General features: G+C 71.3%; 28 protein-coding genes and 2 pseudogenes. 16 read left to right on the forward strand and 14 right to left on the reverse strand.

Going from position 1 to position 25334, the window contains the following annotated elements; translation table 11 throughout:
- Positions 1 to 6: 6 nt before the first annotated feature.
- The 3 genes and pseudogenes from FH610_RS45325 to FH610_RS44690 all read right to left on the reverse strand — a co-directional run.
- Positions 7 to 129 (reverse strand): PNPOx family protein, encoded by a 123-nt coding sequence (locus FH610_RS45325; RefSeq protein ID WP_276607711.1) that lies wholly within the window; start codon positions 127 to 129, stop codon positions 7 to 9.
- 81 nt (positions 130 to 210) lie between these two features.
- Positions 211 to 636, reverse strand: coding sequence for an erythromycin esterase family protein (locus tag FH610_RS44685; RefSeq protein WP_240809234.1), 426 nt, complete (start codon positions 634 to 636; stop codon positions 211 to 213).
- A gap of 85 nt (positions 637 to 721) precedes the next feature.
- Positions 722 to 1315: pseudogene (locus FH610_RS44690) on the reverse strand (erythromycin esterase family protein); the annotation flags it as partial.
- A gap of 21 nt (positions 1316 to 1336) precedes the next feature.
- Between FH610_RS44690 and FH610_RS44695 the strand changes: the two are divergent.
- Entirely contained in the window at positions 1337 to 1531 is a 195-nt protein-coding gene (locus tag FH610_RS44695) for a hypothetical protein (RefSeq protein ID WP_240809235.1), read from the forward strand.
- 9 nt (positions 1532 to 1540) lie between these two features.
- Here the strand turns inward: FH610_RS44695 and FH610_RS28075 are convergent, their stop codons facing one another.
- A complete protein-coding gene (locus FH610_RS28075) occupies positions 1541 to 2194 on the reverse strand; it encodes a CatB-related O-acetyltransferase (protein ID WP_139578062.1) in 654 nt (217 codons plus the stop codon).
- Between the two features lie 121 nt (positions 2195 to 2315).
- Between FH610_RS28075 and FH610_RS28080 the strand changes: the two genes are divergently transcribed.
- Positions 2316 to 2966, forward strand: a complete 651-nt coding sequence (locus tag FH610_RS28080) for a TetR/AcrR family transcriptional regulator (RefSeq protein WP_139578021.1) — start codon at positions 2316 to 2318, stop codon at positions 2964 to 2966.
- 55 nt (positions 2967 to 3021) lie between these two features.
- Here FH610_RS28080 and FH610_RS28085 read toward each other — a convergent pair whose 3' ends face one another.
- Entirely contained in the window at positions 3022 to 4089 is a 1068-nt protein-coding gene (locus tag FH610_RS28085; RefSeq protein ID WP_205826119.1) for an Rv2578c family radical SAM protein, read from the reverse strand.
- A 168-nt stretch (positions 4090 to 4257) separates the two neighbouring features.
- On the opposite strand from FH610_RS28085, the gene FH610_RS28090 reads away from it, so the two are divergent.
- Positions 4258 to 4515 (forward strand): DUF3040 domain-containing protein, encoded by a 258-nt coding sequence (locus FH610_RS28090; RefSeq protein WP_079313873.1) that lies wholly within the window; start codon positions 4258 to 4260, stop codon positions 4513 to 4515.
- A gap of 100 nt (positions 4516 to 4615) precedes the next feature.
- Here the strand turns inward: FH610_RS28090 and FH610_RS28095 are convergent, their stop codons facing one another.
- Entirely contained in the window at positions 4616 to 5809 is a 1194-nt protein-coding gene (locus FH610_RS28095; protein ID WP_139578022.1) for an RNA polymerase sigma factor, read from the reverse strand.
- A complete protein-coding gene (locus tag FH610_RS28100; protein ID WP_139578023.1) occupies positions 5799 to 6143 on the reverse strand; it encodes a YciI family protein in 345 nt (114 codons plus the stop codon). Before FH610_RS28100 ends, FH610_RS28095 begins: the two co-directional genes overlap by 11 nt.
- A 191-nt stretch (positions 6144 to 6334) precedes the next feature.
- Between FH610_RS28100 and FH610_RS28105 the strand changes: the two genes are divergently transcribed.
- Together FH610_RS28105 and FH610_RS28110 are read left to right on the forward strand one after the other, a co-directional pair.
- A complete protein-coding gene (locus FH610_RS28105; RefSeq protein ID WP_139578024.1) occupies positions 6335 to 6784 on the forward strand; it encodes an SRPBCC family protein in 450 nt (149 codons plus the stop codon).
- 75 nt (positions 6785 to 6859) lie between these two features.
- On the forward strand, positions 6860 to 7360 hold the full coding sequence (locus tag FH610_RS28110) for an SRPBCC family protein (RefSeq protein ID WP_139578025.1): 501 nt from the start codon (positions 6860 to 6862) through the stop codon (positions 7358 to 7360).
- A 179-nt stretch (positions 7361 to 7539) separates the two neighbouring features.
- On the opposite strand, the gene FH610_RS28115 is transcribed toward FH610_RS28110, so the two are convergent.
- Positions 7540 to 9162 carry a penicillin-binding transpeptidase domain-containing protein gene (locus FH610_RS28115; RefSeq protein ID WP_139578026.1) on the reverse strand — a complete coding sequence of 541 codons (1623 nt, stop codon included), beginning with the start codon at positions 9160 to 9162 and terminating at the stop codon, positions 7540 to 7542.
- Between the two features lie 60 nt (positions 9163 to 9222).
- Positions 9223 to 9885, reverse strand: coding sequence for a lysophospholipid acyltransferase family protein (locus tag FH610_RS28120; RefSeq protein WP_420813739.1), 663 nt, complete (start codon positions 9883 to 9885; stop codon positions 9223 to 9225).
- A 137-nt stretch (positions 9886 to 10022) separates the two neighbouring features.
- On the opposite strand from FH610_RS28120, the gene FH610_RS28125 reads away from it, so the two are divergent.
- The 4 genes from FH610_RS28125 to FH610_RS28140 all read left to right on the forward strand — a co-directional run bounded on the left by FH610_RS28125 (position 10023) and on the right by FH610_RS28140 (position 12978).
- Positions 10023 to 10580: a TetR/AcrR family transcriptional regulator gene (locus FH610_RS28125; RefSeq protein WP_139578027.1), complete on the forward strand. Its 558-nt coding sequence runs from the start codon at positions 10023 to 10025 to the stop codon at positions 10578 to 10580.
- A 28-nt stretch (positions 10581 to 10608) separates the two neighbouring features.
- A complete protein-coding gene (locus FH610_RS28130; RefSeq protein WP_240809239.1) occupies positions 10609 to 11190 on the forward strand; it encodes a DUF4865 family protein in 582 nt (193 codons plus the stop codon).
- A 256-nt stretch (positions 11191 to 11446) separates the two neighbouring features.
- Positions 11447 to 11983: a GNAT family N-acetyltransferase gene (locus FH610_RS28135; RefSeq protein WP_240809236.1), complete on the forward strand. Its 537-nt coding sequence runs from the start codon at positions 11447 to 11449 to the stop codon at positions 11981 to 11983.
- Positions 11984 to 11988: 5 nt separating this feature from the next.
- On the forward strand, positions 11989 to 12978 hold the full coding sequence (locus FH610_RS28140) for an NAD-dependent epimerase/dehydratase family protein (RefSeq protein WP_139578029.1): 990 nt from the start codon (positions 11989 to 11991) through the stop codon (positions 12976 to 12978).
- A gap of 77 nt (positions 12979 to 13055) precedes the next feature.
- On the opposite strand, the gene FH610_RS28145 is transcribed toward FH610_RS28140, so the two are convergent.
- Both FH610_RS28145 and FH610_RS28150 read right to left on the reverse strand, forming a co-directional pair.
- Complete coding sequence (locus FH610_RS28145) at positions 13056 to 13907, reverse strand: class I SAM-dependent methyltransferase (RefSeq protein WP_139578030.1); 852 nt, start codon at positions 13905 to 13907, stop codon at positions 13056 to 13058.
- 107 nt (positions 13908 to 14014) lie between these two features.
- Positions 14015 to 14617, reverse strand: a complete 603-nt coding sequence (locus tag FH610_RS28150) for a helix-turn-helix domain-containing protein (RefSeq protein WP_139578031.1) — start codon at positions 14615 to 14617, stop codon at positions 14015 to 14017.
- Positions 14618 to 14850: 233 nt separating this feature from the next.
- On the opposite strand from FH610_RS28150, the gene FH610_RS28155 reads away from it, so the two are divergent.
- Entirely contained in the window at positions 14851 to 16455 is a 1605-nt protein-coding gene (locus FH610_RS28155; RefSeq protein WP_139578032.1) for an MFS transporter, read from the forward strand.
- A gap of 164 nt (positions 16456 to 16619) precedes the next feature.
- Here FH610_RS28155 and FH610_RS28160 read toward each other — a convergent pair whose 3' ends face one another.
- Positions 16620 to 17525, reverse strand: a complete 906-nt coding sequence (locus FH610_RS28160; RefSeq protein WP_205826121.1) for an alpha/beta fold hydrolase — start codon at positions 17523 to 17525, stop codon at positions 16620 to 16622.
- A gap of 67 nt (positions 17526 to 17592) precedes the next feature.
- Between FH610_RS28160 and FH610_RS28165 the strand changes: the two genes are divergently transcribed.
- Both FH610_RS28165 and FH610_RS28170 read left to right on the forward strand, forming a co-directional pair.
- Positions 17593 to 18138 (forward strand): helix-turn-helix domain-containing protein, encoded by a 546-nt coding sequence (locus FH610_RS28165; protein ID WP_139578033.1) that lies wholly within the window; start codon positions 17593 to 17595, stop codon positions 18136 to 18138.
- Entirely contained in the window at positions 18135 to 18893 is a 759-nt protein-coding gene (locus FH610_RS28170; protein WP_139578034.1) for a sulfite exporter TauE/SafE family protein, read from the forward strand. Before FH610_RS28165 ends, FH610_RS28170 begins: the two co-directional genes overlap by 4 nt.
- A 120-nt stretch (positions 18894 to 19013) precedes the next feature.
- On the opposite strand, the gene FH610_RS28175 is transcribed toward FH610_RS28170, so the two are convergent.
- Positions 19014 to 19397 (reverse strand): nuclear transport factor 2 family protein, encoded by a 384-nt coding sequence (locus FH610_RS28175; protein ID WP_139578035.1) that lies wholly within the window; start codon positions 19395 to 19397, stop codon positions 19014 to 19016.
- A 120-nt stretch (positions 19398 to 19517) separates the two neighbouring features.
- Between FH610_RS28175 and FH610_RS28180 the strand changes: the two genes are divergently transcribed.
- Positions 19518 to 20174, forward strand: coding sequence for a maleylpyruvate isomerase N-terminal domain-containing protein (locus FH610_RS28180; protein WP_139578036.1), 657 nt, complete (start codon positions 19518 to 19520; stop codon positions 20172 to 20174).
- Positions 20175 to 20198: 24 nt separating this feature from the next.
- Here FH610_RS28180 and FH610_RS28185 read toward each other — a convergent pair whose 3' ends face one another.
- Positions 20199 to 23009 (reverse strand): ATP-binding protein, encoded by a 2811-nt coding sequence (locus FH610_RS28185; protein WP_139578037.1) that lies wholly within the window; start codon positions 23007 to 23009, stop codon positions 20199 to 20201.
- A 167-nt stretch (positions 23010 to 23176) separates the two neighbouring features.
- On the opposite strand from FH610_RS28185, the gene FH610_RS28190 reads away from it, so the two are divergent.
- The 3 genes and pseudogenes from FH610_RS28190 to FH610_RS28200 all read left to right on the forward strand — a co-directional run.
- Complete coding sequence (locus FH610_RS28190; RefSeq protein ID WP_139578038.1) at positions 23177 to 23533, forward strand: VOC family protein; 357 nt, start codon at positions 23177 to 23179, stop codon at positions 23531 to 23533.
- A gap of 79 nt (positions 23534 to 23612) precedes the next feature.
- Positions 23613 to 24224: a VOC family protein gene (locus tag FH610_RS28195; protein ID WP_139578039.1), complete on the forward strand. Its 612-nt coding sequence runs from the start codon at positions 23613 to 23615 to the stop codon at positions 24222 to 24224.
- A 398-nt stretch (positions 24225 to 24622) separates the two neighbouring features.
- Positions 24623 to 25334: pseudogene (locus FH610_RS28200) on the forward strand (DNA-directed RNA polymerase subunit beta); the annotation flags it as partial.

Here is a 25334-nt window from a genome sequence, read left to right on the forward strand (position 1 = left end):
CCGGGGCTACACACTCGTGAGGAGGATCGCAACGGCCGGTGGCAGCACCTGCCTGTCCGGTGAGACGGTGGCCAGCCGCCCGATGCGCTGCGTGGCCAGGTAGTCGAGTTCGGCCTGGGTGAAGACCATAGGTGAGTCCTTCCGTTGCTTGTGTCGTAGGAGCCGCGAGCCCTTGGCCCCGCCAAGGTTGATCAGCGGAGGCCGGGGTCCTCAGATCTGGACGTCGCCGGCGACGGTGGAGACCGGCGTGTTGAGGACGCCGTCGAACGCGTCGAGCACGGGGGTATGCAGGTAGACGCTCTGCATCCGGATCCGGTCGGGGCCGGCGCCGTCGGCCGTCTCGCGGCGTGCCCGGCGGAGATCGGCGATGCCGAGCCCGAGGCCGGCGTCGGCGAAGGCGGCTTCGACGCTTCCGGGTTCTGGAGGCTCCAGCGTGATGTCGTCGAGGGTGAAACCGAAGGGTGTCTTCTCATCGCGGCGCATCTCGGGTGTGTGTCCGGTGGTGCTCGTCAGGCCGAGGGCGAAGTACTCGTCGCCGAGGGCGCCGTGCAGGTGCTGTCCCATGGGGAGCCCCGTGAGGTGGCCGTCGAAGAAGATCGGCACCTTCTGGATGTGGGCGTTGTGGGCCGCCAGCACGACCCGGGGTCCCAGGTTCGAAGCGCTCCAGATGCCACAGGACCGACCCGGCCATGTAGACGTCGCGGGCCGAGGTGTCGGCGGTCAGGCCGCTTCCGGCGAAAAGGCCGGCCATGGCGCGGAAGGTGTAGTCGCCGTGGCAGGCCCCTTCGAGGCGACGCAGGGCGATGTCATAGCTGTCCTGGTCGCCGCGGGAGACGTACAGCGGTTCGACGGCGCGGAACCGGATGAGCAGGCGCATCAGGATCGCGCTGAGGGCGTCCTGTTCGGCGGTGTCCAGTCGCGCCCACGCGGGCGCGGCCACCGCCCCGGAGCCGCCGGCGAACGATTCGGCGATCCGGATCGCCGCCTGGATCATCGGCAGAGTTTCGGGATCGATCCGGCGCAGGTAGTCGGCGATCGGGACGAGTGCGGGGAGCAGGGACCCGCCGGCCGCGGGGATGTCGATGCCGGCGAAGCGCACCGGTTGTGCGGCTGTGCGGTTGTGCCGGCGGATCCAGCGCAACGGCTCGTCGACTCCCACGGGGATCGCCGCGGCGAGGTGGGCCGCCAGGTCGTCGTCCGCACCCTTCCCCTGAGCCCAGGCGTCGAGGGGGAAGCCTTCGCTGAAGCCGTGTTTGAAGGCCAGGACGGTGAATCCGCAGCGTTCGACCAGGAACCGCAGGATGCGCCGGCGCACGCGTGCGAACTCGTCGATGAAGTGGGAGTTCTCGCCGACCGCGACGACGCGCGCGTCGCCGATGATGTCGCGCAGCGGCTCCAGGTCGTCGAGCGGCGCCTCCGGGTCGAGGTGGGCGAGCGGAACGGCATGGGCGCGAAGCCAGCCGGCGAACGGATTGTGGGGGGGACGAGGAAGGCATGCCGGCCGCTCGATTCCGAGGTGCTGGAAGCGTGAAGAGTGGGATTACGGGTGCGAAGGCGCCGGCGCCGCGTTCTCCAGGTCGTCGATGCTTCCGGACATGATCGTGCGGAGGTGCTCGGTGATGTGCTGGAGCGGCCAGTCCCACCAGGCCAGTGCGAGGAGGCGCTCGATGTCCGCGTCGTCGTAGCGGCGGCGGATGAGCCTGGCGGGGTTGCCGCCGGCGATGCCGTAGTCGGGGACGTCGTCGACGACGACGGACCCGGAGGCGATGATCGCTCCGTGGCCGATGCGTACGCCGGGCATCACCATGGACCGGTATCCGAGCCACACGTCGTTGCCCACCACGGTGTCGCCCCGCCCGGGCAGGCCGGTGATGAGGTCGAAGTGCTCGGCCCAGGAACCGCCCATGATCGGGAAGGGGAACGTCGAGGGGCCGTCCATGCGATGGTTGGCGCCGTTCATGATGAACCGCACGCCCTCGCCCAGCGCGCAGAACTTCCCGATGACGAGTTTCTCCGGCCCGTAGTGGTACAGCACGTTGCGCGTCTCGAACGCGGTCGGATCGTCTGGATCGTCGTAGTAGGAGAACTCTCCGACCTCGATCAGCGGTGAGGTGATCAGTGGTTTCAGCAGCACCACCCGCGGTTGCCCGGGCATCGGATGCAGCACGGTCGGGTCGGCGGGCACAGCCGGCATCACGCGTTGGTTCCTTCCTGGCGAACGCTCCGCAAGAGCACTGATGACGCCATTAGTGCGACAGTTGGTGCGTTAAGATCCTGCCACGACGTCGTCTCATCGAGCAACCGGACCACCAGCGATGACTTCTTCAGCACCACAACCGGAGGGCGCCCGGCCCGTGCCGTCGCCCCGGCGCCGCCCCGGCGGCCGCACCGCCCGTATCCGCAGGCAGGTGCTCGACGCGGTGCTCGCCGAGCTCGGAGAGCGCGGTTATGACGGGCTCACCGTGGACGCCGTCGCCGCCCGCGCGGGTGTGCACCGCGCGACGGTGTACCGGCGCTGGGGAGACGTCGGCGGGCTGCTCGCCGACGTCCTGGACGCGGCGGGCGACGACGCCTGGCAGCCCCCCGACACCGGCTCCCTGGAGAGCGACCTGGCGGCGCTGAACCGCGAGATCCAGGACGCGCTCACCGCGGAGCCGCCGATCGTGGCGGCCCTGATCGCCGCCTCGTTCCGCTCCGAGCAGGCCGACCACGCCCAACGACGGCTCTGGGAGGACCGGTACGCCCGCTGCGAGGTCATCGTCCGCCGTGCCGTCGAGCGCGCCGAACTCCCACCGCGCACCGACGCTCGGCGACTGCTCATCGCCGCCACCGCGCCCCTGTATCACCAGCTGGTGCTTCTCCGCACGCCCCCCGACCCGGACCTGCCCGGTCAGGCGGCCAGAACCGCCACCCTCGCCGCATCCGCCGGCGCCTTCGCCGAGCCCCCGCCCTCCGGCGACACCTGACGGCCCGGTCGGTCCCCGCGGCCGGGCAGGAGCAGCCGCCCCTGCAGGCGGCCGCCTAAAGGAGCGTGAGCTGTTCGGGCGTCGCGGCCGGTGCGGGCCGGGGGACCGGTGGCTCGCCGGGCCGTTGCCCGACACGGGCGCCGCGCGCCCCCGCCGCTCGATCGCCGCGCGGGGCCGACCGGCCGATGCCGTGCTCGCGGGCGAGCGCGCGCACGGCCTGGCCGATCCGTTCCTGGTACGCCTTGGGGGCGTAGGCGCCCCGGCCGTACAGCTCCAGATAACGGGGGACGAGCCGGGGGTGCTCGCGCGACAACCAGGCCATGAACCACTCGCGCGCGCCCGGCCGCAGGTGGAGCACGATCGGTGTGATGTGCGTCGCGCCGGTCTCGGCGATGCGGCGCACGGTTGTCTCCAGCGCTCGCGGGGAGTCGCAGAGATAGGGGAGGATCGGCGCCATGAGCACGCCGCACGGGATGCCGTGCTCGTTCAGGGTGGCGCACACCTCCAGTCGTTTGCGTGGCGAGGGGGTGCCCGGCTCGACGGCCCGCCACAGTGACTCGTCGGTGAACCCGATCGAGACGGCCGTGCTGACGTCGGTCACCTCGGCCGCCTCGGTGAGCAGCCCGAGGTCGCGCAGGATCAGTGAGCCCTTGGTGAGGATCGAGAACGGGTTGCGGGCGTCCCGCAGGGCCGTGAGGATGCCCGGCATCAGCCGATAGCGGCCCTCGGCCCGCTGGTAGCAGTCGACGTTGGTCCCCATCGCGATGGGGTGCCCGCCCCACCGGGGGGCCGCGAGCTCTCTGCGTACGAGGTCGGGGGCGTTGACCTTCACGACGATCTTCGAGTCGAAGTCCCGCCCGGAGTCCAGGTCGAGGTATTCGTGCGTCCTGCGGGCGAAGCAGTACGTGCACGCGTGGGTGCAGCCGCGGTAGGGGTTGATCGTCCACTCGAACGGAACCCGGCTGGCCGAGGGGACCCGGTTGATGATCGACCGCGCGTGGATCTCGTAGAAGGTGACGCCCCGGAACTCCGGGGTGTCGAAGGTCCGCGTCACGGCCGACCGGGCGAACAGGGGTGTCGTGTCGCCCTGCTCGCCATCACGCCCGCTGTCCCCCGTGTCCATGCCCACGTCGAGGCGCAGCCCGTCCCATCACACCCTTCGATTAGAACAGAGGTTCGATGGAGATCGCAACGTGCAACGCGTCGTAAATCGCGGCCCTCGAAACGGCTAACGATCTTCATCGTTGGGCAGAACGTCGGCACATACCTTGCGTTCTGGGAGAGTTGCGCGATGGCCTGGTCGCAGGACGAAGAGCGGATGCTGGCGATGATCGAGCGGCACCTCACCGACGAGGACCCGAAGCTTGCGGCCAGGCTCGAGTCGTTCAACCACCGTGCGGGGCGCGGGCGGCAGGGGCGAGGAGCGGGCCGCCGCCGGCCGGGCCGCTCCACTGTGATCATCGCGGTGAGCTGGCTGCTCATCGCCACGTTGATCGCGACCCTGCTGGTCATGGCCCTGCGGCACGACGCCGCCGCTCTCCCGGTTTAGCGGCCCTCCGAACCTCGCCGAGCACGCCCACCTCCTTGCCGGTCGCGCCGGGGGTGAACGGTTGATGGTGCCCGTCATCTGCCGGGGCGGCCGGGCTCCCTCAGGACGGGGGCGCGGTCTCGGCCAGGCGGTCGGCGAGGAAACGCTGTTCGGGCTCGGTCTGCGCGAGATCGAGCGCCCGGCGATAGGCGTGGTGAGCCTCGGCGTCGCGGCCGGCGCGACGTAGGAACTCGGCCCGGGTGGAGTGGAAGTATCGGTAGTGGCCAAGGTCGAGGCGGTCGAGGATGGCCAGGCCGGCCTCGGGCCCGTCGATCTCGGCCACGGCGATGGCCCGGTTCATCTCGACGATCGACGAGCGGGTCTGCCGGGCGAGTGTCTGGTACAGCGCGGCGATCTGCCGCCAGTCGCGGGGCTCATGCAGGTGGAGGTCGGCGATGGCCCCTTGGACCAGGTAGGGCCCGGTGCGCCCGCGTGCCATGGCCCGCTGCAGCAGTGCTCGGCCCTCGTCGATCTGCCGCGTGTCCCACAGAGTGCGGTCCTGCTCGTCGAGGGGGACGATCTGCCCGTCGCGCAGGCGGGCCGCCTTGCGCGCGTCGTGCAGCAGCATCAGCGCCAGCAGCGCGAGCACTTCAGGTTCGTCCGGCATCAGGCCGGCGAGCGCCCGGCCGAGGTGGATCGCTTCCGCGGTGAGGTCGACGCGGCCACCGCCCCAGCCCTGATTGAAGATCAGATAGACCACGGCGAGGACGGCCGCCAGCCGGTCGGGCAGCCGGTGATCGGGCGGCACGGCGAACGGGATGCCCGCGTTACGGATCTTGCGTTTGGTCCTGGTCAGTCGTTTGCTCATGGTCTCGAACGGGACGAGGAACGCCAGCGCGATCTCGTCGGTGGACAGGCCGCCGAGGGTGCGCAGGGTGAGCGCCACCTGCGCCTCGAGGGCGAGCGCCGGGTGACAGCAGGTGAAGATCAGCTCCAGCCGCTCGTCCGGAATGGTGGCGGCGTCGTCCATGAGTACCTCCCGTGGCTGTGGCCCGGTCTCAAGGTCGCGGGTGAGCAGATTCGTCTTGTCGGCCAGGACCTGCCGGCGGCGCAGGTGGTCGATGGCGCGGTTGCGTGCGGTCGTGATGAGCCAGCCGGTGGGGTTGGCCGGTTCCCCGTCGCGTGGCCAGCGTTCTGCGGCGATGGCGAACGCTTCGGCGGCCGCGTCCTCGGCCAGTTCTATGTCGCCGAGGATCCCGACCAATGTGGCCAGCACGCGACCCCACTGGTCGCGGAAGACGGCGTCAAGCGCCACGGAAGCGTCCGTCGAGGATGGGCCGCACCTCGATCGCGGTGCCGGGTCTGGTCGTCCGGAGCAGTTCCGCGGCGGTGGCGAGTGCCCCGTCGAGGTCGTCGGCCTCGATCAGGATCAGGCCGGCGAGGTACTCCTTGCTGTCGATGAATGGTCCGTCGGTCAGCAGCATCCGTCCTTCGTCGTTGCGCAGCGTCGTCGCCGACTCGTCAGCGTGGAGCCGCGTCCAGCCGGTGACGTCCGGTCGGTCGAGCAGGGGGGCGAGAGCATCTGGAATCGGGCGCGTTGCCCGGTCCGTGGTCTCCGCCGGGCTGTAGGCCAGCAACGCGTACTGCATGGGTCCTCCGGTCAGGGGTCGACATCGCGTCAAGTATCAGACGAACGGCGTCGCCGTGGACGGACAGCGGCCGTCGACGGATTTTTTCCAGCGGTGGTGTCCGTCCGGCGCCCGGCCGTTCGTCACTGCTGCAGATCCGCCCGACAGATCCGCCCGGCGTGCTCGCCGCGGCCCGACCCAAAGGACCCGCAATGCCTGACATCCTGCACCGCATCAGCATCGACGCCCCGCCGCAGCGGGTGCACGACCTCATCGCCGGCGTCGACGGCATCGCCCGCTGGTGGACGGGGCGGCCGCTCACCGGCGAACACGCCGTCGGCTCCAGCTTCGGTGTCTACTTCGGCGACGCCGAGCGGCCCGCCGCCGTCATGCGGGTCCTGACCGACACCCCGGACCAGGTGGTGTGGCGGGTCACCGACGGGCCCGACACCTGGATCGACACCCGGATCACCTTCACGCTCCGGCCCAGCGGCCATGGCGGCACCACGCTGCTGTTCGCCCACGCCGGCTGGCAACAGGCCGGCGAATTCATGAGCGGATGCAGCACCAACTGGGGCTCCTACCTCACCAGCCTCAAGGCCGGCGCCGAAAGCGGCGCGTTCGCGGCCTACCCCGTCGGCGAAATCAGCCGCTGGGACTGAACGCGGCCCACGCAAGCCCGGCCCGCAGAACCCCAGAACCGCAGAACCGCAGAACCCACGGAACGAGGAGAATCGATGAGCACCGAATTCACGCCCAGCTCGGACACCGCACGGCTCGAGCGCACCTACGACGCTCCGGCGGAGCTCGTCTGGGAGCTGTTGACCACCGCCGCCGGCCTCGAGGAGTGGTGGGTCCCCGACGGTTTCGAGATCCGGGTGAGCGAGCTGGAGCTCAGGCCCGGCGGTCAGCTGCGGTACACCATGACCGCGACCGCGCCGGAACAGGTCGCGTTCATGCGGAACACCGGCAATCCGCTCTCGGCCGAGTTCCGCAAGACGTTCACCGAGGTCGCGTCGCGGACCCGCCTCTCCTACCTGTCGCTGATCGACTTCGTGCCCGGCCACGAGCCGTACGAGCACCTGACAACCATCGACATCGAGCCCGCCGGTGACCGCACGAAGCTGGTCATGACGCTCGCTCCCCTCCATGACGAGACCTGGACGCAGCAGCACCGCGCCCATCGCGGCAACGAGCTCGACAACCTCGAGGCGGCAGTCAGGCGACGCGCACTCTGATCGCCCATACAGAGCCGGCGTACGAGACGCGGCCGCCGCCTCGCGGTCACGGCTCCGCGGCACGACGCCGCCGCTGTCCCGGTTCGGCGGCGCGGTCCCCGCGACGACGACCACGTCCGCGGGGTCGGCCCGGATGCCCCGGGTGCGGGCGCTCGCCCTGACCTGAGCCGACCCTGACGTCAGGACAGGGACTTGAGGAAGTGCGCGGCGACCGGGGCGGCCACCTCGCCGCCCATGCCCCCGGCCTCCACGACGACGGCGAAGGCCAGATCGCCGCGGAAGCCCATGAACCAGGCGTGCGAGTCGAGTTCGGGCCCGGTGCCGAACTCGGCGGTCCCGGTCTTGCCCGCCGTCCCCGCGGGCAGCCCGGCGGCGTGGGCGGTGCCCTTGGTGACGACCGCCCGCATCATCGACCGCAGGCTCTTGACGACCTCCTCCGGCAGCTTCTTGGGGCCGGTCTTCTGCTCCAGCGAGGGCACCAGCGTGGGCGGCCGCCAGGAGCCGTCGGCCACCGCCGCGGCCACGCTCGCGATCACCAGGGGGCTCGCGGTGATCCTGGCCTGCCCGAACGACTCCGCGGCGAGTTCGGCGTCGCTGGTGGCCTTCGGCATGCTGCCGGGGGTCGCCGGGACGCCGATGCGCAGGGGCTGGTTGAAGCCCAGGTCCGTCGCCAGGTCGTACAGCTTGCGCGCGCCCAGCTTCTGGGCGGCGAGCGGGGCGAACGTCGTGTTGCACGAGTGGGCGTAGGAGTCGAGGAACGACAGCGACCCGAACGCCTCGTGGTCGGAGTTGCGGATCTTCAGCCCTCCGACGACCGCCTCCTTGGGGCAGGTCACCCGGCTCGACGGGGTCAGTCCCTCGGCCAGCAGCCCGGCCGCCGTGACCGTCTTGAACGTGGATCCGGGGGCGTACTTGCCGTCCAGCGCGCGGTTGAAGCCGCCCCTGTTGTTCACGACGGCGAGGATCTCGCCCGTCGAGGGTTTGACGGCGACGAGCGAGGTGGGTTTGTCCAGGTCGCGCACCGCGTCGGCGGCGGCCTTCTGCACCTTCAGGTCGAGGCTGGTCCGCAGGTCCTTGCCGGGGGAGCCCTTGACGGTGTGCAGGGTCGTCCGGCTCTCGCCCACCACCTGGATCTCTGTGGTGGGGGTGCCGGCGAGCTGCTTCTGGAACGTCTCCTGCAGGCCGCCGCGACCCACGGCGTCGCCCTTCTTGTAGGCGGTGCCCAGCTTCTCGACGTCCTCGTCCCCGGCCTTGTCCAGGAAGCCGACGAGCTGCTGCACCGAGCCGCCCACGTCGCCGCCGTCGATGCGGTCGCCGTTGGCGTCGGTGACGGCCGCGCGCTGCGGCCACGACGTCTTCAGCGCCAGGTGGTTGGTCCCGTCGAGCGCGGGGTGGACCGCGGACGGCGACCAGTCGACCTTCCAGTAGTGGTCCTTGACCACAAGCTTGAGCGAGCCCTTGTAGGTCCAGTCGCCGACGTTCTTCACGGTGGCGGTGGCGGTGTAGGAGGCGGTCGCCCGATTGTCCTTCGCCGCGCCGGCCCGTACGTCGCGGACGGCGACCTTCGCCACTGCGAGGTTCTTGGTGAGCTCGGCGTACGCCGCGTCGAAGCCGGCGGCGGGTGAGGCGAGCTCGGCCTTCATCGCCGCGAGGTCGCCCCTCGACCAGGCCGCGGTGAACCGCGCCGCGGTCTCCTGCGGCGTGCCGCGCGTGTGCAGCACGTAGTAGGCGCCGCCGGCGGCCGCCCCGGCCAGCACGACGGCCACGGCGGCCGAGATCGCGACGGTACGTCCTCGCGGCACGCACACCCCCCATGACGGCCCTGTGGTCGGGTTCAGAGCCTAGCGGGGCCAAATCGTTATTTACACTCCGGCTTCGCCGGCGCCCTTGACGCTGGCGCCGTACCGGGGGACGTACTCCTGGCCGGACAGGCGCTGGATCGCGGTCATGACCTCGTCGGTCACCCGCCGCCGGTCCCTGGCGCTGCCCGGGTCGCCGGTGAAGGTCATCGGCTCGCCGAACCGCACGCCGATCTTGTGCAGGCGCGGCACCGACGTGCCGGGCGGCAGCACCTTCTCGGTGCCGAGCATGGCGACGGGCACGACGGGGGCGCCGGTGGTGAGCGTGAGCCAGGCCACGCCGACCTTGCCCCGGTACAGCCGGCCGTCGGGGGAGCGGGTGCCCTCGGGGTAGATGCCGAACAACTCGCCCGCCTTCAGCACGTCCACCGCGGCGTCGAGCATGTCCTGGGCGGCGGAGACGTTCTCCCGGTCGATCTCCATCGCCCCCATCGCGCGCATCCACGCCGCGACGAGGGGGTTGCCGGTGAAGTACTCCTTCTTCGCCACGAACCGCACCATGCGCGGCACCACGGCCGGCATGAAGAACGAGTCGAGCACGGACAGGTGGTTGGAGGCGATGATCGCGGGCCCGTGCGCGGGGACGTGCTCGCGTCCCTCCATCCGCGGCCGCCACAGCGCGTGCATGACGGGAACGCTGACGAACTTCAGGGCGGGGTAGAGCACGGCCTCTCCTTCTCCGGTCCGACGGACATACCCTAGGCCGCCCGGACCCCTGTTCAGGTGTATGACCCCTGCAACACACCGCCCCGTGTTTTGTACGGCTTCACCAACACTTCTCTGTACCTACTAGTATGTACGGCATGAGCACGCCGGACCGCCTGATCGAGAGCACCCGCGAACTGCTGTGGGAACGCGGCTACGTCGGAACCAGTCCGCGGGCCATCCAGCGGCGGGCGGGAGCCGGTCAGGGCAGCATGTATCACCACTTCTCCGGCAAGCCCGACCTCGCGCTGGCCGCGATCGGCCGTACGGCGGAGGAGATGCGCGCCGGGGTGGAGGAGATTCTGGACGGCCCGGGCACGGCCCTCGAGCGGCTGTCGGCCTACCTGCGGCGCGAGCGGGAGGTGCTGCGGGGTTGCCCGATCGGCCGGCTCACCCAGGACCCCGACGTCATGGCCGATCCGGCGCTGCGGCGGCCGGTGGAGGAGACGTTCGCGTGGCTGCGCGACCGGCTCGCGGCGGTGCTGGCAGAGGGACGCGACCGGGGCGAACTCGACGCCGGTCTCGATCCCGGGCCGACCGCCGCGACGGTCGTGGCGGTGCTGCAGGGCGGATACGTCCTGGCCCGCGCGGCCGGCTCGCCCGAGCCGTTCCATCAGGCCGTCGACGGTGTGCTCGCTCTGCTGTCCCGCCCCTGACCCACCGGAAGAGGCCGCCGTGTACGCGATGCAGTACGAGATCACCCTGCCCGCCGACTACGACATGACGATCATCCGGGAGCGGGTGTCCACCCGCGGCCACGCCCTCGACGACCGGGCCGGGCTCGGCCTCAAGGCCTACCTGATCCGCGAGCGGGGCGCGGCCGGATCGCCGGTCAACCAGTACGCGCCGTTCTACCTCTGGCACGAGGCCGGGAGGATGGGCGAGTTCCTGGTCGGCGGGGGCGGCTTCCAGGGCATCGTCGGCGACTTCGGCCGGCCGGTCGTACAGCACTGGACGGGCCTGGCCGTCGAGGCGGGCCCGGCCCGGGGGACGGCGCCTCTCGCGGCGTCGCGGCGGCTGACGCCGATGCCCGCCTCGGCCGACCTGACCGAGCAGGTGGCCGGCGCCCTCGCCGAGCTGCGTGACCTGGGCGGCGCCCAGGGCCTGCACACCGCCGCCCTCGCCGTGGACCCGCACCACTGGCGGTTGATGACGTTCGCGTTGTGGGAGCGGGAGGCGCCCCGCCGCGCCGGAGCCGAACACTACGAGGTGCTGCACCTGTCCGCCCCCGGCCTGGCGAGCCTGCCGCGGGGCCGAGACTGGTGAAAAGACACGACGCCCCGCGAGAACGAGTCTCGCGGGGCGCCCACGTCGAGGGCCGATGTGGCGGTCGCCTCCTCGGCGAGATGCACAACACGGCTCCAGCCGAACGGTATTCCGTGAAGGCGGTGATTGCGGCCCGGGGGACACAAACCACATCGGCCACGAACGACTCTAGCCGACTTTCGCCTCTGCTTTCTCCCGCCCCCCGCATCGGTGTCCGTCATCAGCGGCCAAAGCCTGCGTGCACTATCGTCGGCGGGTGGCGAATTCGATCAAAACAGAACGGCTCGTGCTGCGGCGCTGGCGCGAGGAGGACAAGGAGCCCTTCGCCGTCCTGAACGCCGATCCGGTCGTGATGGAGCACTTCCCGGCCACGCTGTCCAGGGAGGAGAGCGACGCTCTGGTCGAGCGCATCGAGGCCGGATTCGACGAGCGCGGGTTCGGCTGGTGGGCGGTCGAGGCGGACGGGCAGTTCATCGGCTTCACCGGACTGCAGGTCCCCCGGTTCACCGCCCACTTCACGCCGTGCGTGGAGATCGGCTGGCGGCTCGCCCGCTCCGCCTGGGGGCGGGGGTACGCCACGGAGGCGGCGCGGGCGTCGCTGGAGGACGGGTTCGGCCGGGTCGGCCTGACCGAGGTCGTCTCGTTCACTGCGGTGCCGAACGTCCGCTCGCAGGCGGTCATGCGGCGGCTCGGGATGACCCACGACCCCGCCGGGGACTTCGACCACCCGGTGCTCCCCGAGGGTCACCCGCTGCGCCGCCACGTCCTGTATCGGATCCGGAGGCAGGGGTGAGCGGCATGCGGTTGCTGGTGCTGGGCGGCACGACGTTCGTCGGCCGGTGGGTGGTCACGGCGGCCGTGGAACGCGGCTGGCACGTCACCACGTTCACTCGCGGGCTCGCCGGGTGGGCCCACCCCGGGGCCGAGGCGGTGACCGGCGACCGGCTCCGCCCGGCCGACCTGGCCCCGCTCGCCGAGGCCCGGTGGGACGCCGTGGTGGACACCTGGGCCGGCGCGCCCCGGGTCGTGCGCGACAGCGCCCGCGCGCTGGCCGGGTGCGCGGACAGGTACGTGTACGTCTCCAGCAGGGCGGTGTACGCGCCCCCGACGCCGGCCGGCCTGAACGAGGAGTGGCCCACGGTCGATGCGTCGGCGGACGCCGAGGACACCGACTACGCCCCCAACAAGCGGGGTGGCGAGCTCGCCGTGGAGGAGGCATTCGGCGACCGGGCCGTGCTGGCCAGGGCCGGGCTGATCCTCGGGCCGTACGAGCTTCCGGGGCAGCTGCCGCACTGGCTGCTGCGGGCGGCGCGAGGCGGGGAGATGCTCGCCCCCGGCCCGGCCGACCAGCCGTTCCGCTATGTGGACGTACGGGACCTCACCGCCTGGCTCCTCGACGCGGCCGAAGGCGGCGTGCCCGGCCCGGTCAACCTGGTCAACCCGGAGGGGCACGCCACGACCCGCGACCTGCTGGAGTCCGCGGTCGCGGTCACCGGCGGGCTCGCCGAGCCGGTCTGGGTCGAGCCCGAGGCGATCGAGGCCGCCGGGATCGACCGGTGGGCGGCGCTGCCGGGATGGATCCCGCCAGGTCCCGCGCTGGCCGGGCTCATCCGGACCGACGTCGGCCGGGCCCTGGCGACCGGGCTGCGGTGCCGTCCGGTGGTGGAGACGGTCGCCGACACCTGGGCGTGGCTGACCGGGTCCGGCGAGATCCCCGCGTTCCCGCCGGGGCTCGACCCCGCCGAGGAGCGGGCCGTGATCGACGCCTGGCGGCGGTCGGCGCCGTGACGCCGTGAAGGACGACCTGCGTGCAGGGCATTGGGTGCTGAGAATGCCGGGCGAGCACGTCTGCGCACTCGGTGAGCTCAGGCGCGGCGGGCGGCCCAGACGGTGCGTTCGGTGCGTACTGCGAGGTCGCCGCGGCGCAGGATGCTGTGCGGGCTGCCGGTGTCGAGTAGCCGGTCGAGCGCGGCGAGGTCTTCGGGTGAGAGCCCCTGGGCGGCGGCGCCGCGGATGCGCTGCAGGGCACTGAGGGCGTAGCGGCCGATCGCCTCGCTGCGGGAGCCCTCGATGTGCACGGTGATGGTGCGTTTGCCGTCGATAGCGAATCCGCCGGCGGTCAGCATCGGTCCCCAGTCGGCGCCGCGGTGGGGCAGGTGTTCGGCGTGGAAGTGGTCGGTCGCGGCGTGACAGCGCTCTTCCAGGCCGGGCCGGTCCTCGGGTGCGTCGGCGGGCAGGAAGCGGGGGAAGTCGGCCAGTTCGACGACGGCGAACAGGCCGCCGGGCGCGAGCAGGTCGTGGATGTTGCGTATGACGCGGTCGGGGTCGGCCATGTGGTGCATCGAGGCCGAGGCCCAGACGAGGTCGGGTGTGCCGAGGTCGGGCCAGCCGGCGTCGTCGAGGTCGGCCTGCACGATGTGCACGCGGTCATCCATGCCGCGGGCGCACGCCCTCTCCTGTAGGCGCTGCAGGTGCCCGGGTGAGGTGTCGACGGCTGTGACGCGCGCCTCGGGAAAGCGGTCGAGGAGGGCGAATGTGCCCGCTCCGGTGCCGCAGCCCAGATCCACGATATGGCTCGGGCTGGTGGCCAGGGGCAGCCACTCGGTGATGGCGGTGAGGTGCTCGGCGAGGACTTCCGCGTCCAGGTCGAGGATCTCCTCTTGGCTGCCGGCGCCGTGCTCGTGGTCGTGGCCGGTGTGCGGGTGGGTTCGGGTCATGACGTCACATTACGAAGGCCATGCGTGTTGGGCATAATTCCTTTCGTTTTGCGCAAGAAGATGGCCGCCGGTGCTGCCGGACGCGCAAGACGGCTACCTTTCGCGCATCAGTCAGAGCCTTCTTGGTCATCGCGGCCGCCGTCCTCGCGCTGGTGTCCGCGCCGCGCGTCGCGGTCGAAGATGCCCATGATCTCGCACGGTCCGGCTTCGGCGCCGATGGCGTGCGGCATCATCGTGGGGAACTCGGCAGCCTGGTTGGCCTCGAGGCGGAAGCGGCGGTGGCCCAGCATGAGGATCGCCGTGCCGGACAGGACGACAAGCCATTCCCGGCCCGGATGGGCGCGCATGCGGGCGGGATTGTCGGGCGGCGGCTCGGTGATGCGCTGACGCATCACGGTCATGCCGGGGTCGGCCTTGATCGGCCAGCGCATCGCGCCGTGGGTGCCGTAGATCATCGGGCTGGTGACGACATCGTCGGTGGCGGTCTCGACCAGCTGGTCGAGGGAGGTGTCCAGGGCGCGGGCGAGGGTGACGAGCTGATCCAGCGCGAGGCGGCGCTGGCCGTTCTCGATGCGGCTCAGTGAGGACTGGCTGAGCCGGGCGCGGGTGGCCAGCTCTTCGAGGGACCAGCCCTGTGCGACCCGCAGGGCGCGGATGCGTTTGCGTACGAGGCTGTCCAGGCCTTCATCTTCTTGCTTCATAGGCAACATCCTATGCCGTTATTGCAAGACGGGGATAGCGTCGCACGTAGGTGGCCCTGATCCGCTGGGGCCTTGCACCGAGGAGAGGGGCCATCGCGGACACCGACGCGGCCCTCGCCGCGGCCGGGGGCGTCCCCGCCACCGCCTGACGCCCGCACCTCGATCGGCCCGCGTCTTCCCGGGCTCATCATCGTGGCGCGGACCCCACCTGCCCTTTTGACCTGCCTTTTCGAGAGGAACTCATGAGCACGAACCAGCCCGCACAGGGGGCGACCGCCGAAGCGAGCGGCAGGGGCGCGCCGGACGCGCGCCGACTGCGCACCATCCTGATCGCCGTCTGTGTCGCGTTGATGGCGGTCATCGCCTCGGTGACCGGGTTGAACGTCGCCCAGCCTGACATAGCCGTCGAATTCGGCGCCTCCCAGACCGCAATCCTGTGGATCATCAACATCTACACCCTCACTCTGGCCGCGCTGCTGCTTCCGCTCGGCGCGCTTGGTGACCGGCTGGGCCGCAAGCCCATGCTGATCACCGGACTCATCATCTTCGGATTCGCCAGCGCGTCGGCGGGCCTGGCCCCGTCATCCGAGGTCATGATCGCCGCCCGTGTGCTCAGCGGTGTGGGCGCTGCGATGATCATGCCGATCACCCTCGCTGTGATCACCTCGACCTTCCCCGACGAGCAGCGTGGAAAGGCGATCGGCGTGTGGACCGGCGTCGCCGGAGGCGGCGGCATCATCGGCATGTTCCTCTCCGCCTTGCTTGTGGACGTGGCGGACTGGCGGTGGCTGTTCGTGCTGCCCGTCGTCCTGGTCGTCGTCTCGCTCGGCATGATGCGGTCCGTACCCGACTCTCGCGAGGACTCCGGGCACTCCTTCGACATCATGGGCGCACTGGCCTCCGTCGTCGCCGTGGTAGGCCTCATCTTCGTCCTGCAGGAAGGCCCGGAGCGCGGCTGGAGCGACCCTGTCACTCTGACCAGTCTCGTCGTCGGTCTGGTGGCCCTGATCTTCTTCGTGGCCTGGGAGCTGCGCCGCAGGGACGCATCCCTGCTGGATGTGCGCCTCTTCCGCGAGCGCGGCCTGGCGGGCGGCTCCATCACACTGCTGGTGGTCTTCGGTGTCCAGGCGGGTGTCTTCGTGGTCCTCTTCCCATTCCTGCAAGCCGTCCTCGGCTGGTCGGGACTGCTGTCCACCCTGGCGATGATGCCCATGGCCGTGCTGATGATGATGACCTCCGGAATGGCGCACAAGCCGGCCGCGCGTATCGGCGCCCGCTCGACTATGGCGGCGGGAATCGCGGTGTTCGGTGCCGGTCTGGCCCTCATAGCCGGCATCGTTTCCGTCGACGGCGGCTACCTGTCCATCCTGCCCGGCATGCTCGCCATGGGCATCGGCATGGGCCTGTCGATGACCCCCTCCACCGAGGCCATCACCAGTTCCCTGTCGCGGGAGAAGCAGGGTGTCGCCTCCGCGCTCAACGACATCACCCGCGAGTTCGGCACCGCACTCGGCGTCGCCCTGCTCGGCGCTCTCCTGACGGGTGGCTACCGCAGTGCCATCGACGACAGGCTCGGCGGCCTCCCTCAGGGCGCGGCGGACGCCGCACGCCAGGGCGTCGCCAACGCCATCGAGGCCGCGGGCACTGCCGGCTCCCACGCGCAGGCGCTGGTCGACGCCGCCCGTCAGTCCTTCGTCGACGGCTGGCAGCAGGCCATGTGGGCAGGTGTCGTCGTCATGGGCGTCTTGTTCGTCTACACCGCCGTCCGCGGTCCGCGAAACAAGCTCTCCACGTCGGCGGACGAGGAGAAGACCCCAGAAGACCGACACCCCCAGGTGACCGCGTAAGAGCCGTCCTGGCCGCGACGATCGAGGACTCCGCCGACTTCGACCTGCTCGCCACGGTCGTCACCTCGGCGGCCACGGGCGGCTGCGTGCTGCACCCGGACACGACCGAGGCCGACCTCGCGGCTCTGCCGGAGGAGATCCGCGCCGCCGTGTGACACCGGGGATCAGGCGGCGGCCGTCAGGTCGCGGATCGCCCGCAGCACCTCCTCTGCCCGCTCGACGTGCAGGTGCTGATGGGAGGCGCCGTCGATCACGCGCTGCTCTCCTCTGGGCACCGAGCGGGCGATCGCCGCGTGCAGGGCGCGTACCCCGTCGTGCGCCTCACGCATGACCTCCTCCGGCATGAACTTCGCCCAGTAGGGGTTCACGCCGCCCGCGGTCAGCACGATCAGCGGGACGTCGGGCAGAGGTCCGCCGTCGCGCAGCTCGCCGTAGACCTCGGTCTCGAAGTTCTCCGTCTCCCGCAGGCTCGTCCGCCACGACGCCAGGTGGTGGCCGATCAGCGCCTCGCGCACCGGCGCGGGCCACTCGGCGTACAGGCGGGCGTACGCCTCGCGGGCGGCCCGGCGCTGCTCGTCGGTCAGCTCCGGCAGCCGCGCCGGGTCGGGCCGCATCCGCTCAGCCAGCTCGGCGGCCTGCGCCGGCATGTGGTCGAGGATGTCCTCGTGGCCGGGGTCGAGCAGGAGGAGACCGGCGACCTCGCCCGGGAAGAGCTGCACATACCGGCGCGCGTAGAAGGCGCCGAGGGAGTGGCCGACCAGGAGGAACGGGCCCGGAACCGCCGCGGCCCGCAGGAGGTCGCGCAGTTCGACGGCGACCTCGGCCGCGCCGCGGGGGAGGGGCACGGACGTGCTCCAGCCCGTGCCGGCGCGGTCGTACAGCACGCTCGTGGTGAACGCGGCGGAGCCCTCCTGCACGTTCAGGAAGTCGAGGCCCACCAGGCCCGCGCCGGGCAGGAACACCACGCTCGGCCCGCCCGAGCCCGAGCGGTGCAGCATCAGGCGCCGTTCTCCGACGTCGTACAGGCGTCCCAGTGGCGGGGCCGTTGTCTCCGATGAGGGTCGTCCCATGCCGTTCTCTCCCATAGTGATCGTTCGCATTTCTGCGAAAGGTAGCACACGTGCGATCATTCGGACCATGGACGTGATGGAGGTGCTCGCGCACCCGGTGCGGCTGCGCGTCGTGCAGGCTCTCGCCGGCGGGCGGATTCTCACGACATCGCAGCTGTGCGAGCGCATCTCGGACGTGCACAAGGCGACCGTCTACCGCCATGTCCGCGCGCTCGCCGACGCCGGCGTGCTGGAGGTGGACGGCGAGCATCGTGTGCGCGGCGCGGTGGAACGGCGCTACCGGCTGCGTGAACGCGTGGTGATCGACGCCGACACCGTGGCGGCGATGTCGGCGGAGGACCACCGGCGCACCTTCGCCACGGCGATGGCCGCGCTGATCTCCGAGTTCGACGCCTACCTCGGTCTGGACGGCGCCGATCCGGTGACCGACGAGGTGGGTTACCGGCAGCACGTGCTGTGGCTGAGCCGGGAGGAACGCGCCGAGATGATCGAGGAGCTGCGTGCGGTGATCGTCGCGCGGATGAGGAACGAGCCCGCGCCGCACCGCGGGCGGCACCTGCTCAGCCCGATCCTGTTCCCGGTCGAGACGCCCCCGCCGGACACCGGGGCGTGACCGGCCTCGGGGACGTCGCACTGCTGGCCGCCGCCGGCACGCTCGCCGGGCTGGTCGGCACCGCGGGCGGCATCACGTCCCTCATCTCCTATCCGGCGCTGCTCGCGGCGGGCCTGCCCGCCCTCGCGGCCAACGTGGCCAACATCGTCGCGCTCGTCGCCTGCTGGCCCGGCTCGGCCCTGGCCTCGCAGCCCGAGCTGCGCGGGAAGGCGCCGTGGCTGCGGCGGTGGGTGCCGCTGTCGGCGCTCGGCGGGGCGGCGGGGGCGGCGTTGCTGCTGTCCACCCCGCCCGGTGTCTTCGCCCGCGCCGTGCCGTTCCTCGTGGCCGCGGGTTCGCTGGCGCTGCTCGCGCAGCCCCGCCTCGCCGTACGCCACGAGCGGCGCGGTTCACCTGACGCCGTTCTTCCGCTCGGGCTGACGGTCCTGTCGGTCTACAACGGATATTTCGGCGCCGGGTCGGGGGTGATGATCCTCGCCCTCCTCCTGGTGACCGCCGAGCCGCGACTGCCCGCCGCCAACGCCCTGAAGAACATGCTCCTCGGCGCCGGCGCACTGGTCTCCGCCGCCGGATTCGCCGTCTTCGGGCCCGTCGACTGGGCCGCCGTCGCCCCTCTCGCCGCGGGCCTGTTCGCCGGATCCACGCTCGGTCCCCGGGTCACCCGGCGCCTGCCGGCCGGGCTGCTGCGCTGGCTGGTCGCCCTGATCGGCCTCGGCCTGGCGGTCCGCCTGTGGGTCGTGCAGGGCGGCGACCGGTGAGCCGTCGGCGACGGCCCGCGGGCAACGCCGCGACCACGCCGAGATCCCGCGGCGCGCGTGTGGACCCGGTCATCGACCGCCTGAGCTCCTCGTGGGCGGGAAGACGCGACCGCGGGCGCGTCAGCCCGCTGTCGCACCGGCCGGGTTCGCGTCGTCACCGAGGTACGTCCCATACCCGTCGATCACCAGCGGGCCGTCGAAGATCAGCACCTCGTTGACCAAGCCGCCCTTTTGATTGCGGTAGTTGATGACCAGGCAGTCGACGCCGACGTAGGAGCCGAGGACCTCGAACCGCAGGTCGGGGATGCGCCGCAGTCCCTCCGTCCAGTAGGCGCGCAGCGCCGCCTTGCCCCGGATGGTCCCATCGCCGCCGACAAGCTGCGCCGCGACCGGCGAACGGAACGTCACGTCCTCCGCGAAGTGAGCCAACACCGCGTCCACGTCGTGGGCGTTCCACGCCGTCACCCAGCTGTCCACGAACTTCCGCACCGCAACATGATCCATAACGCGATTATGTCCGACCGGCAGCGTGGCAACCGATCCGGCCAAGGCCGACCGTCCGGGCGCGCGCCGACCGCCCAAATCCCGTTGTCGGCCGTCGAGGCGCCGCACTACCGTGCCCGTGTGGATCTCTTCGTGCGCTCGTGGGCGGCATTGCGCAGGGTGGTCGCCGAACTCCCGGACGAGGACTTCGCGCAGCCGTCCGGCTGTGCCGGCTGGCTCGTACGGGACCTGGTGTGTCATCTGGTGATCGACGCTCAGGACGTCCTGATCACCCTCGTGACCCCGGCGGAGTCGGAACCGACGCGTGACGCGGTGACCTATTGGGAGGTCTCGGGAACGCCGCCGACGGGCGACGACCCGCTCGACGCGCTGATCGTCCGGCTGGCCGCCGCCTACGAGGAGCCGCGGCTGCTCAAGTTCCACCTCGACGACGCCGGCTCCGCCGCCGGCCGCGCCGCGGGGCTCGCCGACCCGGACCTCCGGGTCGGCACCCGCGGCGAGGTCCTCACCGCGGGCGACTACCTTTCGGCGTACGTCCTGGAGTGGACGCTGCACCACCTCGACCTGGTCGCGCATCTACCGGACGCGGCGGAACCGCCCGCCGAGGGGGTCGCCCGGTCCCGCGCGATGCTGGAGAAGATCGCCGGGGCCGCCTTCCCCGCGTCGTTCTCCGACAGCGACGCCCTGCTGGTCGGCACGGGACGCCGTGTCCCGACCGATGCCGAGAAGGCCGAACTGGGCGAGCTGGCCGCCAGACTCCCGTTCGTCCTCGGCTGATCGTCCGGTGGTCGTGCTCGGCGGCTATCGCTCCGAGGCCATCATCGATGCCGGGGCAGGGGCCATCGGGGCGAGGCCGAGGCCGGCGAGCACGGCCGCGCCGCGCTCGGCATGGTCGCCCCCGGCGAGCACCAGGGTCCGTGCGTACTGGTAGCGGCAGTCGGCGGCGTCGAACGCGTCCGCCGCGGCGAGCAGCGCCTCCTGGTCGTCGTCGAGCAGGGCTTCCGCTCGCTCCACGATGGCACCGGCGACCGGGTTGCCGGCCACGACGGCCCGGGCCTCCGCCAGGCAGTCGCGACCACCCGGGCTCCCGGCGAGCACGGCGGCCTCGGCGCGCAGCGCGACATACCAGTGATGCCAGATCCAGGTGACCCACTTCCACACCTGCCTGGGCTCGGGGGCCATCCGCTCCAGCGCCTCCGGCGCCCGCCCATGGTGGAGCAGGAGCATGGCGTCGAAAACCGCCCCGTAGCCGTAGGTATGCTCCGGTGAGGTGCCGAGCTGATCCAGGATCTCTAGCCATTCGCGCCTGGCGCCATGGTCGTCGCGCAGGCCGTGGACCATCGCCACACCGGCCACCGCGGGGGCGAGGATGGACCGGGCGGGGCTGCCTGCCCGCCGCCACGCGTCGAGGAACCGGACGCTGCCGGGGAGCACCTCGTCGACGTCGCCCGCCAGCGCAGCAACCATCAGGAGCCGGCAGGTAGCGCGGTGACCGATCTCCGCCAGCGACGGATGGCCGGCCAGTTGCCGTGCCCATCGGCGGGCGCCCGGCACATCTCCCGCGCCGAGGCCGGCCTCGGTGACTATACCGAGCGCGTCGATCAGCTCGTGGGTGCCGGCCGGAGAGATCGGCAGGGACGCCAGGAGCGTGATCCGGCGCCGGGCCGTGGCCGCGGTGGCGAACGTGTCGCCGGCCCAGCTCTGAGCGCCGGTGAGCGCGTCGAGTGCGGCCGACTCGGTGAGCGGGTCGCCGGTCCGGCGGGCGAGCTCGACCGCGCGCTCGGCGCGCGCGATCGTCTCCGGTACGGCATTGCCGGCCGGGCCCTGGGCGGCGCCGAACGCGTCGGTGAGCACCGCGGCCTCGGCCAGCGCCACCGCGGCCTGCGCGGCCAGGTCGTCGCCGGCCGACTCCCGCGCCTCGGTGATCAGCGCGAGCGCCTCCTCCGGGGACGGGAGCCGCACGAACGTGGTCGAGAACCGGAAGGCGATGGTGGCGGCGGTCGCCAGGTCGGCGGCGGCGCCGGCGGTGTCGCCGGCGCCGCGGGCGGCGTCCGCGGCCGCGAGACGCAGGCGGTACATGTCATCGCCGGTCGTACGGCAGCCGGCCACGGCCGCGGCCTGCCGGAGCATCGACGCGGTGGCGGCGGGGTCGGTCGCGAGCTCGGCCGCCTGCTCATAGCGCCGCTGGGACTCGCCGGTCAGGTGACGGGTGAAGGTCAGCTCCGCCAGGTGCCGGGCGAGCTCGTACGCGTCCGCGCGCTGCTCCGGCCGGTCGGCCGCCCACGCCAGGGCGGCGCGGAGGTCGTCCGCCATCAGATCGAACCGGGCCCGCCAGTCCTGTCGCACCACTGCCAGGCCGGCGGCCTCGGCCAGGCACCAGCGAAGGTGCCGGGATCGGGCGTCGACCAGCTCACCGGCCTCGGCGAGCCGCTCCGTCGCGTACTGGCGGATGGTCTCCAGCGCGCGGTACTCCGTGCCGCCAGGGGACGCCGTCACCACCAGCAGGCTCTGTTCGGCGAGCCGGGCCAGTCCGTCGGCGACCATGCCTTCCTCGTCCCCGGTCACCTCCGCCACCGCGGCAGCGGTGAACGGCGCCACGAACACCGACACCCGGCGCAGCAGCGCCCGGTCGGCCGGCGCCAGCAGGGCGTGGCTCCAGTCCAGCGCAGCCCGCACCGAACGGTGCCGTTCATCGGCGCGGGAGCCGCCGGTGAGCATCCGGAGCGGGTGGGACAGTGCGGCGGCGATGCCGTCGAGCCCGAGAGTGGGATATCGGGCGGCGGCCAGCTCGATCGCCAGAGCCATTCCGTCCAGCCGCGCACAGATCGCGGCGATCTGGTCGCGCAGTGGAGGATCCAGCGGGCAGCCGACCGCCGCCGCCCGATCCATGAACAACGCGACCGCGTCCGACTCGCCGTCGACGGCCAGCGACAGCGGCGGGACCGTGTACACCCGTTCGAACGGCACCAGCAGCCGTGCCCGGCTGGTCGCCAGCACCGTCAACCGAGGGCACCTCGCCAGCAGCCGCTCGATGAGCAGGGCGACCCCGTGCACTACTTGCTCGCAGTTGTCCAGCACCAGCAGCGCATGACGGTCGGCCAGCGCGGCGACCACGGACTCGGTCATGTCGCGGCCGGGCTGTTCACCGAGGCCGAGCGCCCCGGCGACCGCAGTCGCGATCATGTCAGGATCGGTGACCGGGACGAGGTCGACGAACCACACCCCGTCGGAATACTCGCCGGCCGCCTCCGCGGCCACGGCCAGCGCGAGCCTGGTCTTGCCCACTCCGCCGGGACCGACCGCGGTCACCTGACGGTGTGCTTTGATCAGCCCGGTCAGCTCGGTCCGCTCGCTCACCCGGCCGACGAACGAGGTCAGCGGGGCCGGCAGAACCGGTGCGCGGTGCGGGGGCGCGCCGGCCGGTGTGGGCGCGCGCTGGGCGAGCGCCCGCCGATCCTGCACCCCCAGCTTGCGCAGCAGGGAGGCGACGTGACTCTCGACGGTACGCACCGAGATGAACAGCCGGGCCGCGATCTCGGCGTTGCTGAGATGGGCTCCGACCAGTTCCAGCACCTCGGCTTCCCGAGGTGAGATCTCCGCTCCTGTCACCACTGTCCTAGTTTGCCGTACCCCCTTCACTGGCGATCCGTGCCGCCGATCCGTGTGGTCGGTCCGTGGCCGGTTCCGTGGTCACCACGGATGCCGGCCAACCAGGCCGGGAGAAAAGCTGTGAACACGCGAACGGCGGGTCGACGCGACCCACGACTACAGGAGTGACCATGACCGGCTCTTCCACCCAGGGCATCAGGACCGTGCTGCACCCTGTGTCCGACCTGGCGAAGGCCAAGGCGGTGTACGCGGCCCTGCTCGGTGTCCCCCCGCAGACCGACTCGTCCTACTACGTCGGCTTCGAGGCAGAGGGCCAGCACATCGGGCTGGTGCCGGGTGGTGGACCGCAGGGCATGACCTCGCCGGTGGCCTACTGGCACGTGCCGGACATCGAGGCGCGGCTGGCCGAGCTGATCGCCGCAGGGGCCGTCGTGAAGGAGGCCGCGCACGAGGTCGGTGGCGGCCGCCTGGTGGCCACCGTCACCGACCCCGACGGCAACGTCCTCGGCCTCCTGCAGGACCGTTGAGCGCCCCCTGCCCCCTGCCGTGTCCGTCCCTCATGACGGCTGGCACGACCACGAACCCACCTCGCCGAAAGGACCTGCCATGACCTCCTTCGAATCCGTGATCCTCGAAGTTCCCGATCCCACGGCCGCGGACGCCTTCTACGAAGCCTTCGGTCTGGGCCCGTACGTGAACGTGCGCGCCTCGGATGCGCCGACGACCGGTTTCCGTGGGTTCGCGCTGTCACTCGTGGCGTCCCAGCCGGCCGACGTCGACGCCCTCATCGGTGCCGCCCTCGACGCCGGCGCCACGACCCTTAAGCCGGCCACGAAGGGGTTCTGGGGCTACGGCGGCGTCGTACGCGCCCCGGACGGGACGATCTGCAAGATCGCAACGTCGAACAAGAAGGACACCGGCCCCGCAACCCGGCATATCGACCAGGTCGCGCTTCTCTTGGGCGTGGCCGACGTCAAGGCGAGCAAGCGGTTCTACGTCGACCGTGGCCTGGCCGTGGCGAAGAGCTTCGGCGGCAAGTACGTCCAGTTCGACACCCCGGCGTCGGCCGTCACGCTGGCGCTCTACCCGCGCCGCGCCCTCGCGAAGGACACCGGCGTATCCCAGGAGGGCGCTGGATCGCACCGGATCGTGATCGGCGGCGATTCCGGACCCTTCACCGACCCGGACGGGTTCGTCTGGGAGGCCGCATCCGTCTGAGGCGGGCGGCCGGCGGGGGAGCGGGAGGTCCGCACGGGCCTGGTCGCGACCGCGCTGCTGGTCACCGGGCACTTCGGCTGGGGATCGCACCGGTCATGTGGGTGGCGGGTGCGTCGGCCGCGGCGGCCCTGCTCATCGTTCTGCCCAGATCGGGCACGACGGTGCGCCGCAGGTGAGCGGCCGATGGGATTTGCGAGTGTGGCTTGACGATTTCCACGGGGGCGTGCGATCCTGATTACGGGATCGAGATTGACACTGCAGATATGCGTGGACTTTCGTTTGCATTTCGCTTTATGATGCCCTTCCGCGCTCGCTCTCGGCATCCCATTCCTCCACATCGGCTGAGCTGTCGTCCGGCGTGCGCGTAGTCGGTCCGCGAGCCCTCGGAAGGACATCTTTTGGCAGCCTCGCCCCACCCCTTCGCCGTACCGTCCGGCCCTCACCGCGTCTCTTTCGCGCGTATCGAGGAGCCGCTCGAAGTGCCCGACCTTCTCGCCCTGCAGACCGAGTCCTTCGACTGGCTGGTGGGCAACGAACGATGGAAGGGCCGGGTTGAGGCGGCTCGCCAGGCCGGGCGCAAGGACGTCCCGGCCCAGTCGGGTCTCGAAGAGATCTTCGAGGAGATCAGTCCCATCGAGGACTTCTCCGGAACCATGTCCCTGTCGTTCCGGGACCACAGGTTCGAGCCGCCCAAGTACTCAGTCGATGAGTGCAAAGACAAGGACATGACCTACTCCGCCCCGATGTTCGTCACGGCGGAGTTCATCAATAACACCACAGGTGAGATCAAGAGCCAGACGGTGTTCATGGGCGATTTCCCGCTCATGACGTCGAAGGGCACCTTCATCGTCAACGGCACCGAGCGTGTCGTGGTCTCCCAGCTCGTCCGGTCCCCGGGCGTCTACTTCGAACGCAGCGTCGACAAGACGTCGGACAAGGAGCTCTACGGCGGCAAGGTCATCCCGTCCAGGGGTGCCTGGCTGGAGTTCGAGATCGACAAGCGCGACAGTGTCGGCGTGCGCATCGACCGCAAGCGCAAGCAGCCCGTCACGGTGCTGCTGAAGGCGCTCGGCTGGACCAGCGACCAGATTCTGGAGCGTTTCGGTCAGT

It is taken from the genome of Microbispora catharanthi (genome assembly GCF_006334915.2).
GTDB classification, from domain to species: Bacteria; Actinomycetota; Actinomycetes; order Streptosporangiales; family Streptosporangiaceae; genus Microbispora; species Microbispora catharanthi.